We start from the raw sequence: 14584 nt of genomic DNA, 5'->3' as shown, positions 1-14584 counted from the left end.
CTCGATTTGCCCTCCAGCCCATATTGAATTATGCGTAAAAAGACAGTCACTGTTGATTATCTTTTTTGCGATGGATAGAATTATCCTCCGTGGCCACCAAACATCGTTTGAGCATAAATGAGACCAGCGCCGTAAGCACCGCTGTGCTGCATAGCGATCGCCAAGACGGCTTAAATGCGACACACCCTGATCAATTCAATACAGCTTTGATTGACTTCATGAATAACTAAGTCTATGAACGGACGCCGAGATCATCGAAAGAGCACCTTTTCACCCAGAGAAAATTTATGCAACTATAATGCCTCGTAAGGATGCCATAGAATGGTTTTGGGAAGTAAGATGTGGAGGACAACTTGGAGGTGTTTTTGCGTTTAACTAGAGTAGCTATCCAATGGAATTGAAGATGAAGGCCGATTGAATTGAAGCTGGCGGGCGTCCTGTAAGTGAAGTGATGGAGGTATGGGGGATACGGAATTCAACACAGCTTAAGGTTTGGAAGAAATGGTATCGTGAAGGGGAACTTCATCGGTTGAAGCAGCCTGTTGGTAAACAATACAGATGCGGAAAAGGACCTGAGTTCTCCTCAGAACTCGAGAAAGTGAAGGCAGAAACTCGGTTTCTAAGGCAGCAATTAGACATGAGTCGGAAAGGTACTATCCATACGGACGAAGAGATCCCGCTGGGCAGCATATCTGGCCTCCGCCTCATGGACAGGTAGAAAGAAGGAATGTAGGAGAGTTGACCATCATGAGCCATGGCCTCCTATGGCAACAGGTAATATCAAACTTCTGCAAAGTTCTTTAACGAGATGCTATAAGCTTTAAGTTTTCAAGCACTAGCACAAACATACTTTTTCATGCTCTCCAATATTTCTTTTTGCTTCATCAAAATATATTTGATCACCGAACATTTTATAGAGCAGCATATAGTCATTGTATTCGTCCAGCCATTCGTTTACCTGAATTGGTATCAATTTTCATCCACTTCCTTCCTATGGCTTCATTTATCAATTACTGATTAGAGTTTTGGAGTAATGCTACTTAGCCTTCTTTAATCTCCATATCGGGGTAGGCTCTTTTTCATATTGTATGTAATCTTCTAGTATCTTGAATTTAACACTTATAGGAACCATTCAATTTGATTGATGAAAAAATTCACGAAGTAATATTTTACTTCGTGAATTTTGCTTGCTTATCGATTAATGTCCCTCTTTACCGCCAAACATTTCTTGTGAGTAAAAAATACCTAATCCATATGCGCCGCCGTGTTCTTTAGCAATATCTGTTGTCGCTTTGTACGTTTCGGAACGTGCCCAATCACGTTGCAATTCAAGCAGGTACTGTTCCCAAGTAATTGGTGTCACACCAGCTTGAATCATGCGCTGAATGGCCATGTCGTGAGCTTCTTTTGATACACCGCCTGAAGTATCGGTAACGATGTATACTTCATATCCTTGATCGATCGCGGAAAGCGCAGCTGATAAGTCGCAAACCTCTGTCCATAGTCCAGAAATGACTAGCTTTTTATTACCATAGCTGTTCACTTTATCTACAACACGTTGATCCTCCCAGGCATCCATCGTTGTACGGTCGATTGGCTGCTGATCAGGGAATACCGCTTGGATTTCCGGGAAGATCGGTCCGCTGAACGACTTTGAAGCTACCGTTGTCAAAACGGTCGGAACATTGAAAGCCTTAGCTGCTTTAGCAAGTCCAGTTACATTATTACGCAAATCCTGGATATTAATCGACGATGTACCAAATGCCATTTGCGGTTGGTGGTCGATCATTAGCAGCGTATGGTTCGTTGGAGTCAGCAATCTTGGAGACGGAACCGCCTTTGCCTGAATGGCAGGTTTGTCTTTGCTAGCAGCAGTCGCAGCAGGCGTTTCTGCCTTTGCAACGATCATAGATCCGAATGCGCTTGTCGATACGACAGCAGTTAAAAGTGCTAGCGTTGTTACTGTGCGGCTTGTAAGTAATTTTTTCATGGTTGTTAGCTCCTTTTTTATTGAAATATCAGACACCGTATCCACTTGTTTATATTTTGGCAAGCATTGTGGCCCTTCGTGCCCGCCAAACATCGTATGGGCATAAAATACACCCGCGCCGTAAGCGCTGTCATGTTGCATAGCAATTTCTATAACGGCATCATAAGTCTCTTGACTAAAACTTCTTGAATCTGCGGGTGGAGTGAACCCGAGAAGGTATCAGCCGCAACGGTTGTTAAGATGATGGGTGCATTGAATACTTTTGCCGTTTTAGCCAGTCACACCGTATGATTGATGACGGTCTGTCTATCGGCACATTGCACACCGAATAACTTTTGTGGTTAATGGTCGATAAGGATGATGGCAGAGTTACCTGCAGTAAGCAAATCGATTTTGTCATTAAGCATGTAGAATCCCACCTTTCATTTTATTAGTTACGACAGCATCTGAGACAACTAGTTATGAAGTCCGTTGCATGTTTTTATAGTATTGAAACGTAATATATCGATCAATTCTCTTTTTTCTATACGTTCTATAGATTAAAATTATAGTATCCTTCTTCTACATAACATAAGTATTCCCGATATGTTACATAGAGAAAACCATATTGATAGATACTTTGTTCTGCTAATAGAATTAGTTGTATGTATACTCGGAAATGCTTGGTTTTCCGAAGTCATCCGGGCAACGGCCGATAATCAGAATATTATCTGTATCAAGTGAGGCTGTCCCAAAAGTCATTTAAATGACTTTTGGGACAGCCTCTTTTAAATAAAATTATAAGCTGTGATAAGCTGCTAGCAATATGAATCTATCTATATAAAGTATAGATAGATTCATATTAACTTCGCCCTTGAAGATATAGCTATTGGCTATACGTGATATAGAAATAATGGAATTGTTCATGAATAATAAATTCAATATGATAGACATAAACAGTTAAAGATCATGCGAGGAGTGTTTGCAAAATGGAAAAACAAACAGAAGGAATTCACCATATAACGGCTTTTGTAAAGAATGCTCAAAAAAATGTGGACTTTTATGCAGGGGTACTAGGTCTGAGACTCGTAAAAAAAACGATCAACTTTGACGCTCCGGAAGTTTACCATTTGTATTTCGGTAATGAATCAGGTCGTCCAGGTACCGTAATCACATTCTTTCCATATGAATTGAACCGTAAAGGGCGTATTGGTGGAGGACAGGTCGGTATAACAACATATGTCGTTCCTTTAGGTGCACTCGATTTTTGGAAAGAGCGCCTAGAGAGCTTTCATGTTCCTTATTCTTTAAAGACGAGGTTTGATGAGAATTACTTAACATTTTCAGATCAGGATGGTTTACAGCTAGAGATTGTAGAGCGCGAGGAAGGAGATTTGAGTCAGTGGTCGTTCGGTGGTGTTTCAATAGATAAAGCTATCAAAGGTTTTGGCGGCGCAGTCCTGTTTAGTACCGCACCCGAAAAAACGATGAATGTCCTAGAGCAAGTTTTGGGTCTTCAAAAGGTGGAACAAGAAGGAGAATTTATTCGCTATAAATCGACAGGGAGTATTGGTAATGTTATTGACGTAAACATTGCGGCAATGGAGTGGGGCATAAGTGGAGCCGGTACTGTTCATCATATTGCATGGCGCGCAAAGGATGATGAAGATCATGCTTCATGGAGAACTCATGTACAGGAACATGGCCTTCAACCCACACCCATTATCGACCGGCAATATTTCAATGCGATTTACTTTCGTGAAGAAGGCGGCATCCTGTTTGAAATCGCCACGGATCCACCAGGTTTTGCAGTAGATGAGCAATCCGATGTATTAGGTGAAAAACTGATGCTTCCGGAATGGTTTGAGGCTAACCGTGCAGAAATCGAAAAAGGTTTATCACCTATCCAAGTGCGAGTGATGGAGTCAGATAAATGAAAAGTGAAGAAATCAAAATATATAAAGGGAAAGATATTGATGTTTTGTTTCACTCTGGAAAATGCGGTCATTCGGCAAATTGCGTGAGAGGGTTACCAGGAGTGTTCAACGTTAAAAAGAAACCATGGATTCAAGCAGATGGAGAAACGGCTGACAAAATCGCAGATCTTATTGATAAATGCCCAAGCGGTGCTTTGCAATATATAAGAAAAGATCATCAAGCATGAATGGGGTAACAATAATGATTGAAATTAATAAAGATACGAACAGTTTTTATGTAGGAGATCAGGATAAAAGAGAGGCAGAATTACATTATGTTCCATCTGGGAATGGAATCATAATCGTAGATCACACGTTTGTTTCCGATCGTCTGCGAGGACAAGGGGTAGGACAAGAGTTAGTTAGGCGCGTAGTCGAGTTTGCTCGGAAGGAAAGGTTAAAGATTATGCCATTATGTCCTTTCACCAAAAGTCAATTTGACCAACATCAAGATTATGATGACGTATTATTAAAATAATTTTGATACTTTTTCCCGAGAGGAGTGTGTTCAATTGACCGATTTTATTTCAGTGGTTAAAGAGCGAAGATCTGCAAATAAATTTATCTCTGGAAGAGAAATATCTGAACCAGATCTTGACGAGATTTTTAATATTGTAAAATTTTCCCCTTCGGCATTTAATTTACAGCATACTCATTATGTGGTGGTGAAAGACCCCGTTCTCAAGGAAGACGTATATCAAGCTGCATTTAAACAATTTAAGGTCCAATCAGCATCGGCTGTAATTCTTGTGCTTGGTAACATGGATGCTTATAAGGATGCAGCAAGAATAAATGAAGGTTTTCTTAATTTAGGGGTAATGAATAAACAAGAATACAATATGACTGTTGAATCGGTTACAACATTTTATGAAGATAGAGGAGAAAGCTTTATGCGGGATGAGGCGATTCGTAACGCTTCCTTATCCGCACAGTTATTTATGCTCGCCGCAAAGGATAAAGGTTGGGATACATGTCCAATGATCGGTTTTGATCCTGAATTGATGCGGTCAGCACTCCACATTCCTGATCGATATGTGCCTGTCTTATTGGTTGCAATAGGTAAGGAGGATACATCCAAACAGCGGCCTCGAGGTTATCGTAAACCTGTTCGTGAGTTTGTTAGTTTTAATCAATTTAAATAGCTGATAAGGAGAGTTCAAAATGATCCAGGTATTCCCGGCAGACTCCCGGTTTAGCGTAGATCAGGGATGGCTGCGCAGCCGTTTAAGCTTCTCGTTCGGCAATTACTATGACCCCGATAACACCGGTTTTGGGGTTTTGCGAGTATGCAATGACGATGACGTAGATCCTAGCAAAGGATTTGGTGCCCACCCGCATAGTGATATGGAGATCGTGACAATCGTACTTTCAGGATCCGTCCGTCATGAGGACAACTTGGGCAACGCGGAAGAAACGAAAACTGGGGAAGTGCAGCGAATGAGCGCGGGATCCGGAGTTGTTCATGCTGAATACAACGCTTCGCAGGACGAGTCGATGAGAATTCTTCAATTGTGGTTCATGCCAAATGAACGGGGATTAGATCCTTCCTATGAAACTCGCAGGTACGATTCAGAGAAGTTAAAGAATGTCTTGCTCCCCATCGTCAATCCGCAGGGATCAGAGCAGATTGTTAAAATCCATCAAGACCTAACTCTCTATTTATGCAAATTGGATAAAGATAAAGATATTACCTTTCGGCAGGAAGAGGGACGCCGGATATTTCTTTTCGTTATTGAGGGACGCCTCACAGCAAACGATACTCGGTTAGGTGAAGGGGATACGGCTCGAATCGAATCTTTGGCTCAGTTGAGCATTTTGGCGGAGGAAGATGCATTTCTAATGCTGATTGACCTTCCGTAAGAACGAATAGGAGTGTTTGTATGAAAGAGGTACTTGTGGTTAGGCACTCGGTTGGAGGTAGGACATTTATTCATACCGAACAACAACCCATGGAATATTCGGTGACACCTACGGGTCAGGGTTGGAGAATTGCTTTAATCATTATACAGGACGTGGATATTCATGAGATTCTCCGTTGGAAACAGGAATTGAATGTGTTTCTATTTCGGGAGTATGATGATCAACCTGCGAAAAAAATTTGGTTTTATGTGAAAGAAGGTCCTGTCACGTACGACGATCAGCTCAAGCAGATTACTATTTTCGCCGAGTCTCGGATCGAGTATATTCCGGATGAATTTGGCATTTAAATCATGGATGGCTAAGAAAATTTTTATTCATCATTCTATGGAGGTTAACTATGGGTAAAATAGGAATATTCGGATTTGGGCGTATTGGAAGGCAATTATTAAGAGTCGCTTTTCAGGATCAACTTTTCGTTCCGGTTTCAATTTCAGATATTAAAGATGAAGCGACGCTTGCCGCTCTTTTCGAAGTGGATACCAACTATAAACGCTGGCCCGAAGATGTCTCCGGACGGGAAGGTCTTATGGTTATCGGAGGACGAGAAATTCAGTTTATTAATTCGTCGAAAGAAGTTCCAGATTGGAAGGCCTTGGATGTGGATCTGGTCATCGACTGTACAGGCCGGGCCGTTACCCGTGCTATTGCTCAAGTTCATTTGGATCGTGGTGCAAATAGAGTACTGGTTAGTGGACCCAGCAAGAGCCTTGAAGATTGTGATGCTGTATTGCTTAAAGGAATAAATCTGGATAGTTTCGACCCGGAAAAGCACAAAATCATTAGTATGGCAAGTTGTACGACAAATGCATTGGCTCCCGTCATCAAAATCGTAAGAGAAAACTTCGGGATCAAATATGGTCTATTCTCGACCGTCCATTCCTATACCAACACGCAATCGCTTACAGATCAGCCTATGAAGGATCGACGGGATTCGTGGGCCGCTGCGGAAAACATCATTCCTTCTTCATCTGGAGCTGCAAGAGCCCTTAAATTCATATGGAACGATTTACAGATTACAGGTAAGGCATACCGAATTCCAACTCGTACCGGAAGTATTGCTGAATTAAATCTTGTTACGGAAAAGCCGTGTACGGTGCAACAGGTAAATGATATTTTCCGTAGCGCCGCTACAGATGGTCAGCTGAAGGGAGTCTTGGATGTTTTAGAAGGCGAATGGGCCTCTTCTCGTATCGTAGGCGATTCCCATTCCTCTATCATTGACCTTCCTCTGACTCAAGTACAGGGAGAACTCATATCCGTTGCAACATGGTACGATAACGAATGGGGTTACGCATCGCGATTAGCTGAAGTAGCAGCTTATTTAGTAAATAAGTAAAATTGCTACTATATTGAAATATAATTTTTTATACATTTAGGGCTATCGAACATTGCCGATAGTCCTTTACCTCATTTATTAGTGAATATGAAGTCAAATAAAGGGAGTTTTGAAGTTATGGTTGAGAAAAAGGTAACCTGGTTGGAGCTTTTTTACGATCTACTTTTTGTAGCAGCCGTATCAAAAGCGAACCACGTCTTGCTGCATGCCGATCATGGGACTATTTCCATTGAATACTTAACCAAATTTGTTTTAATCTTCATTCCAATCTGGTGGGCGTGGGTAGGACAAACTCTCTTTAATAATCGTTTTGGCCAAGATATCGTTACGCATAGGATCTTCATGTTCCTACAACTATTCTTTGTTTTAATTATGACTGCAAGCCTATCCGTTAATTTTGATCACTTCTATATTCCCTTCTTTGTAGGCTATATTGGTTCGAGAGCACTGACAGCAATTCAATATCTTACGGTACACAAAGCAACAGGTACACATCAACAAAAGACCGCTAAATACTTGGGGACTCGCTTTTGGATCGGAATATTGATATCTTCCTGCTCGCTATTCTTTGATTCATGGATCCGTTACGCGATTCTGTATGCAGGAATTGCTGTAGATATTTTGCTGCCGTTAATCGGCCGACGGTACCTGATAAAAACACCCATACATACCCATCACTTATTGGAACGCTTTGCATTGTTTACACTTATTCTTCTTGGTGAATCCGTGATCAGTATACTTGCTGTTTTGCAGTCAAGTGATTGGACATTGCCCTCCATTTTGTTTGCCTCATTTACATGTATATTAGTTATTGCTTTGTGGTGGCAATATTTTGATCACATTGAACGGAAAGTGAGCAAAGAAATACAAACTACCGGTCAAACGATTATTTATGGCCATCTATTCATTTATTTATCCATGAGTTCGATAGCTGCTTTGATCCAATTGTTATTTAAGGAACAACTCGATTATCTATTCATGTTGGGTTTTATTTTTGGATCCGTACTGCTATATTTTTTCTCTACATCACTGGTTTTTCACCGATACAGACACAAACACCTACGCCTTAAGAACTATCATTTGGTGATATTATTAGGGATAATTGGATGTTTTATGGCGTTGGACTTGGTTTTTCATGTACCTAATTATGCAATCATCGGAGAGATGATGGTGTTTTTTATCGTATACGCAAAATTAACGACTTGAGCTTTTTGCTCGTTTCCAAAAAAAAATTTGAGATGAAGAAAGGATGGCAGACATGAGAAAGGTTGATGTGAAAGAAAAAGCACGGACTCGTGAGCTGCGTATCTTGAATCAATGGAACCACTACGATACGTTTCGCAAATCAATTGATAACCAGTGAGGTTACCCAAAACTTCGTATTTTATGAAGGACCTCCTACCGCAAACTTATGAAATTGATTCATATATATGAGTAAGTTTTACGTTGCTTTGTGTTCACAATGTCAAAAAATTCGACAATACAGGAGAAGATCTCGAGGATTTAATCTCCATCGGGACGATTGGTTTGATCAAAGCTATCGAGTCGTTCTCTCCAAACAAAGGGACGAAACTCGCAACATTCGCTGCTCGCTGTATTGAGAATGAGATCTTGATGCATCTGAGGTCGCTGAAGAAAACGCGGAAAGACGTGTCCTTGCATGATCCCATCGGAACGGATAAAGAGGGGAATGAGATTACGTTGATCGACATCCTTGGCACGGAAGCAGATGATGTCGTGGATAAGGTTCAGCTCAAGATAGAGAAAAGCAAAATCTATCGCAATCTGGAGATATTGGATGATCGTGAAAAGGAAGTTGTCGTAGGGCGGTTTGGGTTGGAACTAGGTGGGGAAGAGCGGACGCAGCGGGAGATTGCTAAGGAGCTGGGGATTTCGCGTTCGTATGTATCAAGGATTGAGAAAAGGGCGCTGATGAAGCTGTATCATGAGTTTTATAAGGCGAAGCGGTAAGGTTACGAATCGGATACTTCATTTATTTGGACCCTGTGCAAGTAATGGAGGTGAAGGTTATGTCGTTAATCCATATCGAGAAAGCCAGTAAATACTATACGATGGGCGAGGAAACGATTAAAGCATTAGATGATGTCTCGTTAGATATTGATCATGGAGAGTTCGTTGCAATCATGGGACCGTCAGGTTCCGGCAAATCCACACTGATGAACATCATCGGGTGTTTGGATATTGTAGATAAAGGTATCTATGATCTAGATGGTCAAGCAATAAACGTGCTTAAGGATTCTCAGCTTGCTGAGATTCGTAATCAGAAGATCGGGTTTGTTTTCCAGAGCTTTAACTTGCTGCCGAGATTAAGTGCCTATGAGAATGTGGAGTTGCCTTTGATCTATCGGGGTATGAGCCAAAGGGAAAGAGGGCCGCTTGTTCTACAGGCGTTGGAAGCGGTGGATTTACTGGATCGCAGGAAGCACTTTCCATCGGAGCTATCTGGCGGACAGCAGCAACGTGTTGCTATTGCGCGAACGCTGGCAGGAGATCCGTCGATCATTTTGGCGGATGAGCCTACAGGAGCGCTGGATTCGAAGACAGGTGTGGAGATTTTAAACATTTTAAAGAGATTAAATGCACAAGGTCGGACGATTATATTGATTACGCATGATTTATTGATTGCGCAGCAGGCGAAGCGGATTGTGAGGTTTCGGGATGGGCGGTTAAATGAAGTAGTTTAGTGTTTATAAGACCGGAACTCCAAACAAGGGGGTCCGGGTTGTTTTATTTTCTTTGAGTTATTCACTGAAAATATTTAAAAATGGGCAGATTTGCGGAAATTACGATATAAGAAATCCGAAATGAACGTTTGGATGCTCCATATAATGATGCAAACAAGTATTCTTATCTAGGGGATGATTATGTTGGCAAAGGAACGGACGATTTTCCTTGCGGACTGCCAATCGTTTCTAAACAAGCGTTGAAAAGGCTACTCATCCCGGTTTAGAAAATTTCCCCGTTGTTGCAGGTGATCCTGCACGTCGATCCGGTAACTTGCCGCTTGTCCCATCGCGAAGAGTTTCGGTATTACAACCGCTCAACGACCTGGGGAGGAACTCCAATTGTGCCCAAACGCCATCGTAATGCGTCCGCACATGCAGCGCTATATTGACGTTGTGGTGCAAGAATTAAAAAAAGATAGCAATTTCCCAATAAATTGTAATTAACTATGCCATAATACCAAATATTTTATTAAGCCATTCAACTGCAGAGAGGACTGACGAATTATTTTCGGTTTGCCCTTTCCTAATCATATGCATAGCCTCGATTCCCTTTAACGTCTGTTCTGCAGTTAGAAATGATTTGAAACCAAGCATCGGTTTTGTAATTTTCTTAATGAATCGTTGATCTTGCTCCACAATGTTGTTTAGATATTTTGTCTGTCGAATCAAGATTTCTTTTGGTAGGGAACTGAACGGATTTCTGCTTACAGCAAAAAAATAGGGGGAGCTTTGGCTCCCCCTATTCAAATTCCTCGAAAGAAAAAAATGCATATTTTCGGTGAAAATTCCTGCATAATGCAACAAAAATTAAATTTTATATGTATATTTGTTGGATTATTTAAATATGACAGTGTTTATTTGTATGAGTTCTATATTATGATAGTATTTTGAAAAGGGACTGCTATAGCCAACATCTCATCATCCGATTAACGAAGTCAATAGCGCGGATAGACAAACTGTTTGTTTACAGTACGATGATTGTGAGGAGGGGGGAGAGATTGATGATTCTGCACAGGATCATATATGCCCTACCGAGGTTATCCGATAGGCTTGTTAAGCTCATTGGATTCTTTTTTTGATGTATGGATTGGATAATCCTGTACCACAATGTGATTAAGGTCCAATATCAACCAGAAGGAGTAACATTGACATGATGAGGTTTTTTGGATCAAGCAAATACTTTCATAAGATTTATCTATGGATTGGCTTGGCCTTTTTGAGTCTACTGATTATTTTTTCAACGATTATTTACTTGGGTGTCAAGAAGTCGGTACTCCAAAATAACTATGAACTAAATAAGCAGCTGCTTTCAGAAGTTGCCTATAATCTAGATAATTTCGATCAAATGGTGAAAAATTTATGTTACTCCATTTATATGAGCAGTGACACCAAATCCATTTTTGAATTGGATAGTATCAGCAACAATATTGTCGGAGCGAGTGCCGCCCTGGAGAACTTAAGATCAGCCTATATGAGCAATAACGGATTTATCCATTCAATTTTTATCCATAATGGAAAGTCAAAAGTCTATTTGTCTACAAACAAAGGGCTGTTCAGCAGCGATCCTCAACTTGAAGAAATGATTCGCTTTTACCCGGTCCTGCCAGTACTTAAGCCAATTTACAGAAAGATGGAGAGCCTTTATCCGATTGCGTCCAAGCCAACGGATGATGTTTTCACCTATGCGATGTATGATTGGTTGGGAAAGGAAAATATGCCGGAAGACAGCATTTATGTGAATATTAAAGCGGATTGGATGCTGGAGAATATCAATAGGATCAACACATCGAATCCGAAATCAAAGAGCAGTATTTATATCCTGAACGGCAATGGCGAAAGTATTGGGAATCCGATACAAGATGATACGAAAGCTTCCCTGCAATTGGTTTTTAGAGACTTCATCAAGGACAAAATCACGGACTCTGGAGCCCCGTTCGATTCCTTTTCTGTCGACTTTAAGGGGGAAAAAAGCTATGTGTCATTTATATACTTGCAACGTGTCGATTGGGTACTGGTGAAGGTTCAGCCTTATAAAGAGGTATTCCAACATATAGAAAATATTAAATTCATTATGCTGCTTATAACCTTGTTATTCATTCTCATTGCACTCGTTGCTTCCTTTGCGATATCCAGGAAAATATATATTCCTATAGGCAAGCTTGTAAAACAGATTAATAATACGATGGATGATGAAGAAAACGATGTAAATCCGGCAGATGATGAGATCGGCTTTTTAAATCAAATGTACAATAAGTACTCTGAATACAGAGAGCTATACTTGAAAGAAAACCACAAGAAAGATCGGCTCCTCAATAATTATTATCTTACAAATCTTCTGATGGACAGTAACTCTGTGACTAAGGACGATATTGCTAATGCATCAGGGAGCAATATCGCTTTGTTCGACTCCGGCGGGAAATTGGCCGTATGTGTCATTAAAATCGATCAATACAATCATTTTGTTATGAAAAGCAATAAAGATCAAGAGTTGTACAGGTTTGCTATCGCCAATATTATGTGTGATATGGTTGCGTCAGAATTTTATAATGAAGCGGTGGATATGAAAAAAGACCAGATTGTGCTTATTGTGAATACAGGACAAGATCAGGTGGACGATGTTATCCGCATTCTGTCTGAGCGTATCGCGGAAGCGCAGAAGATGATTATGAATTATTTTAAATTGTCCGTAACTGTGTCCATTGGCGAAATGGTGGAATCCGCTGTTGCTCTGGAAGGGAGCTACCGCGTTGCCTTGTATAATGCCAACTATCGAACCTTGTTAGGAAGAATGTCCATTATTACAAGTGATAGAGTGAAAAAGAATAATGAAAATGAGCAAGTTCATTATTCTCCTCAGTTGAATAAAAAGCTGGTTGAAGCCATGAATTCTGGACATATAAAGAATGCCGAGAAGATCATTTTAAGTATGTTGGATGAAATCAAAGAGCAAAATTTCAACAATATGATGCTGTCTGTCATGCATATAACAACTTTTATTTTGAATACGCTCAATGAAATGAATAGGTCCAAGCTTCAACCCCAGAATATCGATTACAATGTTTATAATATTAAAATGATGGAATTCGAAACGATAGAGGAGATTCATGGCGAGCTTATCCGATTGCTTTCTCATGGAGTAGGAACGGTCAGACATTCAAATATAGAGAAACATGCCATTCTTATAGAAACGGTCAAAGGAATCGTTGAGGAAAGTTATTCGGATCCTGGTTTAAGCTTGCAGCATATAGCAGAAAATCTAAAAATGTCATCCGTATACCTGGGGAAAATTTTTAGAGATAATCTGTCGGTCTCTCTCGCAGAATATGTTAACGGAGTCCGATTGGAGAAGGCAAGAGAGATGCTGGAGCATTCAAATTTCACCATCGTCCAGATCATTGAGAAGATCGGCATGGAAAATGAAAGTTATTTTTATAAACTTTTTAAAAAGAAATATGGGCTAACACCGAAGGAATATGTTCTGAAGAAAACGATAATGAAATCTTAAAAGCTCACCGCTTATGTCCTCTATTGGGAATAAGCGGTGAGCTTTTGTCTGTTGCGTGAGAAATGCAACAATAATTAAATTTTACATGTTTAATTTGTCGGATTGTTTAAATTGGACAGTGTTTTTTCGCGTAAATTCAATCTATGATTCGATTAAAGAGAGAACCAAGCTAGAAGGAAATACGATCATCCAGGGAGTGAGTACATTTGAGGCAATCACATTTTATCAAAACCTTCAAGAGAAACAAGCAACTATTTATTTTATCTTTTCCAGGCGTATTGTTTTTGTTCATTTTTAGTTATATGCCCTTATATGGCATACTGTTACCTTTTAAGAATTATAAAATTGATTTGGGTTTCTGGAAGAGCCCATGGGTCGGACTTGATAATTTTAAATATTTGTTCACTCAAGATGCGTTCCGAATCACCAGAAATACAGTTGGGTACAATCTGGCTTTTATTGTTGTCTTATTGATCGTGTCTGTAGTGTTTGCGTTGATGCTAAATGAAATGAGACGATCTTCTGTTAAGGTTTACCAAACGATTTTGTTCCTGCCTTATTTTCTTTCTTTTACCGTAGTCAGCTACGTTTTCTTGGCTCTGTTCGACATGCAAAATGGATTTGTGAATGCCATACTCCATATGTTTGGGAAGGAAGCGGTTCTTTGGTATAACGATGCGAAATATTGGCCTCCATTGCTGATATTAACCTATGTTTGGAAGAACGCTGGATATTTTACAATCATCTATTACACGGGCCTCTTAGGTATTAATGATGAATATTACGAAGCGGCAAGGGTAGATGGCGCAAACAGATGGCAGCAAATAAAAAACATTTCAATTCCGTTATTAAAGCCGCTTATCGTGATCATGGTAATGACGCAGGTCGGGAAAATCTTCGTAGGAAATTTTGATTTGTTTTATCAGATACCAAGAGATTCATCGTTGCTGTATGCCACAACAGATGTAATCGATACGTATGTGTTCAGATCATTAAAATCACTCGGTGATGTTGGAATGGCTTCGGCTGCAGGCGTGTATCAATCGGTTGTCGGTCTTGTGCTGGTTATTTTTGTGAATTGGCTTATTCGAAAATTCGACTCCGAAAATTCAGTATTTTAAGGTGGGTTAC

At 40.2% G+C, this 14584-nt stretch carries 15 protein-coding genes and 3 pseudogenes; 15 read left to right on the top strand and 3 right to left on the bottom strand.

What is annotated here, in order from left to right; all coding sequences use genetic code 11:
* The first annotated feature begins 107 nt into the window (after positions 1 to 107).
* Both AC58UU_RS18760 and AC58UU_RS18755 read left to right on the top strand, forming a co-directional pair.
* On the top strand, positions 108 to 230 hold the full coding sequence (locus tag AC58UU_RS18760) for a hypothetical protein (protein WP_497318164.1): 123 nt from the start codon (positions 108 to 110) through the stop codon (positions 228 to 230).
* A 233-nt stretch (positions 231 to 463) separates the two neighbouring features.
* A pseudogene (locus AC58UU_RS18755) lies at positions 464 to 581 on the top strand (IS3 family transposase); the annotation flags it as partial.
* 254 nt (positions 582 to 835) lie between these two features.
* Here AC58UU_RS18755 and AC58UU_RS18750 read toward each other — a convergent pair.
* Both AC58UU_RS18750 and AC58UU_RS18745 read right to left on the bottom strand, forming a co-directional pair.
* The gene (locus AC58UU_RS18750) at positions 836 to 973 is read right to left on the bottom strand and encodes a YodN-related protein (protein WP_497318162.1); all 138 of its coding nucleotides are present in this window, start codon (positions 971 to 973) and stop codon (positions 836 to 838) included.
* A gap of 225 nt (positions 974 to 1198) precedes the next feature.
* Complete coding sequence (locus AC58UU_RS18745; protein WP_497318306.1) at positions 1199 to 1789, bottom strand: hydrolase; 591 nt, start codon at positions 1787 to 1789, stop codon at positions 1199 to 1201.
* A 1169-nt stretch (positions 1790 to 2958) separates the two neighbouring features.
* Between AC58UU_RS18745 and AC58UU_RS18740 the strand changes: the two genes are divergently transcribed.
* From AC58UU_RS18740 to AC58UU_RS18690, 11 genes and pseudogenes are all read left to right on the top strand, one after another.
* Positions 2959 to 3906 carry a ring-cleaving dioxygenase gene (locus AC58UU_RS18740; protein ID WP_497318160.1) on the top strand — a complete coding sequence of 316 codons (948 nt, stop codon included), beginning with the start codon at positions 2959 to 2961 and terminating at the stop codon, positions 3904 to 3906.
* On the top strand, positions 3903 to 4133 hold the full coding sequence (locus AC58UU_RS18735; protein WP_497318158.1) for a (4Fe-4S)-binding protein: 231 nt from the start codon (positions 3903 to 3905) through the stop codon (positions 4131 to 4133). The genes AC58UU_RS18740 and AC58UU_RS18735 overlap by 4 nt, the downstream gene beginning before the upstream one ends.
* A 14-nt stretch (positions 4134 to 4147) precedes the next feature.
* Complete coding sequence (locus AC58UU_RS18730) at positions 4148 to 4423, top strand: GNAT family N-acetyltransferase (protein ID WP_497318156.1); 276 nt, start codon at positions 4148 to 4150, stop codon at positions 4421 to 4423.
* A 34-nt stretch (positions 4424 to 4457) separates the two neighbouring features.
* Positions 4458 to 5087, top strand: a complete 630-nt coding sequence (locus tag AC58UU_RS18725) for a nitroreductase family protein (RefSeq protein WP_497318155.1) — start codon at positions 4458 to 4460, stop codon at positions 5085 to 5087.
* 19 nt (positions 5088 to 5106) lie between these two features.
* On the top strand, positions 5107 to 5805 hold the full coding sequence (locus tag AC58UU_RS18720) for a pirin family protein (protein ID WP_497318153.1): 699 nt from the start codon (positions 5107 to 5109) through the stop codon (positions 5803 to 5805).
* Positions 5806 to 5825: 20 nt separating this feature from the next.
* Positions 5826 to 6152 (top strand): hypothetical protein, encoded by a 327-nt coding sequence (locus AC58UU_RS18715; RefSeq protein ID WP_497318151.1) that lies wholly within the window; start codon positions 5826 to 5828, stop codon positions 6150 to 6152.
* 50 nt (positions 6153 to 6202) lie between these two features.
* Positions 6203 to 7201 (top strand): type I glyceraldehyde-3-phosphate dehydrogenase, encoded by a 999-nt coding sequence (locus tag AC58UU_RS18710; protein WP_497318149.1) that lies wholly within the window; start codon positions 6203 to 6205, stop codon positions 7199 to 7201.
* A gap of 117 nt (positions 7202 to 7318) precedes the next feature.
* A complete protein-coding gene (locus tag AC58UU_RS18705) occupies positions 7319 to 8407 on the top strand; it encodes a low temperature requirement protein A (RefSeq protein WP_497318147.1) in 1089 nt (362 codons plus the stop codon).
* A 240-nt stretch (positions 8408 to 8647) separates the two neighbouring features.
* Complete coding sequence (sigK, locus tag AC58UU_RS18700; RefSeq protein WP_127527862.1) at positions 8648 to 9172, top strand: RNA polymerase sporulation sigma factor SigK; 525 nt, start codon at positions 8648 to 8650, stop codon at positions 9170 to 9172.
* A 59-nt stretch (positions 9173 to 9231) separates the two neighbouring features.
* Positions 9232 to 9906 carry an ABC transporter ATP-binding protein gene (locus tag AC58UU_RS18695; protein ID WP_497318145.1) on the top strand — a complete coding sequence of 225 codons (675 nt, stop codon included), beginning with the start codon at positions 9232 to 9234 and terminating at the stop codon, positions 9904 to 9906.
* 180 nt (positions 9907 to 10086) lie between these two features.
* Positions 10087 to 10341, top strand: a pseudogene (locus AC58UU_RS18690) (Y-family DNA polymerase); the annotation flags it as partial.
* Positions 10342 to 10392: 51 nt separating this feature from the next.
* On the opposite strand, the pseudogene AC58UU_RS18685 reads toward AC58UU_RS18690, so the two are convergent.
* A pseudogene (locus AC58UU_RS18685) lies at positions 10393 to 10620 on the bottom strand (DDE-type integrase/transposase/recombinase); the annotation flags it as partial.
* Between the two features lie 478 nt (positions 10621 to 11098).
* Here AC58UU_RS18685 and AC58UU_RS18680 point away from each other — a divergent pair.
* Positions 11099 to 13453, top strand: coding sequence for an AraC family transcriptional regulator (locus tag AC58UU_RS18680; protein ID WP_497318143.1), 2355 nt, complete (start codon positions 11099 to 11101; stop codon positions 13451 to 13453).
* Positions 13454 to 13659: 206 nt separating this feature from the next.
* On the top strand, positions 13660 to 14574 hold the full coding sequence (locus AC58UU_RS18675) for an ABC transporter permease (RefSeq protein WP_497318141.1): 915 nt from the start codon (positions 13660 to 13662) through the stop codon (positions 14572 to 14574).
* Positions 14575 to 14584 lie beyond the last annotated feature (10 nt).

It is taken from the genome of Paenibacillus sp. JT22N1 (assembly GCF_059692155.1).
This window is presented reverse-complemented; position numbering and strand designations above follow the sequence as displayed.

What these genes read in the sequence shown, in the direction of transcription:
- AC58UU_RS18695 (WP_497318145.1), top strand. Translation starts at nt 9,232, where the DNA reads ATGTCGTTAATCCATATCGAGAAAGCCAGTAAATACTATACGATGGGC.
- AC58UU_RS18710 (WP_497318149.1), top strand. Translation starts at nt 6,203, where the DNA reads ATGGGTAAAATAGGAATATTCGGATTTGGGCGTATTGGAAGGCAATTA.
- AC58UU_RS18705 (WP_497318147.1), top strand. Translation starts at nt 7,319, where the DNA reads ATGGTTGAGAAAAAGGTAACCTGGTTGGAGCTTTTTTACGATCTACTT.
- AC58UU_RS18730 (WP_497318156.1), top strand. Translation starts at nt 4,148, where the DNA reads ATGATTGAAATTAATAAAGATACGAACAGTTTTTATGTAGGAGATCAG.
- AC58UU_RS18720 (WP_497318153.1), top strand. Translation starts at nt 5,107, where the DNA reads ATGATCCAGGTATTCCCGGCAGACTCCCGGTTTAGCGTAGATCAGGGA.
- AC58UU_RS18745 (WP_497318306.1), bottom strand. Translation starts at nt 1,789, where the DNA reads ATGATCGACCACCAACCGCAAATGGCATTTGGTACATCGTCGATTAAT.
- AC58UU_RS18735 (WP_497318158.1), top strand. Translation starts at nt 3,903, where the DNA reads ATGAAAAGTGAAGAAATCAAAATATATAAAGGGAAAGATATTGATGTT.
- AC58UU_RS18715 (WP_497318151.1), top strand. Translation starts at nt 5,826, where the DNA reads ATGAAAGAGGTACTTGTGGTTAGGCACTCGGTTGGAGGTAGGACATTT.
- AC58UU_RS18680 (WP_497318143.1), top strand. Translation starts at nt 11,099, where the DNA reads ATGATGAGGTTTTTTGGATCAAGCAAATACTTTCATAAGATTTATCTA.
- AC58UU_RS18740 (WP_497318160.1), top strand. Translation starts at nt 2,959, where the DNA reads ATGGAAAAACAAACAGAAGGAATTCACCATATAACGGCTTTTGTAAAG.